The sequence below is a fragment of the Bacillus cereus group sp. N12 genome, assembly GCF_016483575.1.
Classification (GTDB): Bacteria; Bacillota; Bacilli; order Bacillales; family Bacillaceae_G; genus Bacillus_A; species Bacillus_A toyonensis.
Genome location: NZ_JAEHBO010000288.1, coordinates 1 through 234, shown reverse-complemented (window position 1 = coordinate 234; position 234 = coordinate 1). Strand labels below are relative to the sequence as shown.

Here is a 234-nt window from a genome sequence, read left to right as displayed (position 1 = left end):
TGGCTGGGCTAGCTGGATTCGAACCAGCGCATGACGGAGTCAAAGTCCGTTGCCTTACCGCTTGGCTATAGCCCAATGAAATAGTTATCTTCTTTTTAAAGACAAATGTTATTTTACCATAATGTCCAATAAAAAACAACTGCTATGTAGCAGAAGTTAAAATGGCGGTCCCGACCGGGGTCGAACCGGCGATCTCCTGCGTGACAGGCAGGCATGTTAACCACTACACCACGG

The 234-nt window shown here is 47.4% G+C and carries 1 tRNA gene; it reads right to left on the bottom strand.

The annotated features are described in order from the left end of the window. Positions 1–75, bottom strand: a tRNA-Gln gene (locus JDS92_RS30520). Positions 76–234: the final 159 nt, after the last annotated feature.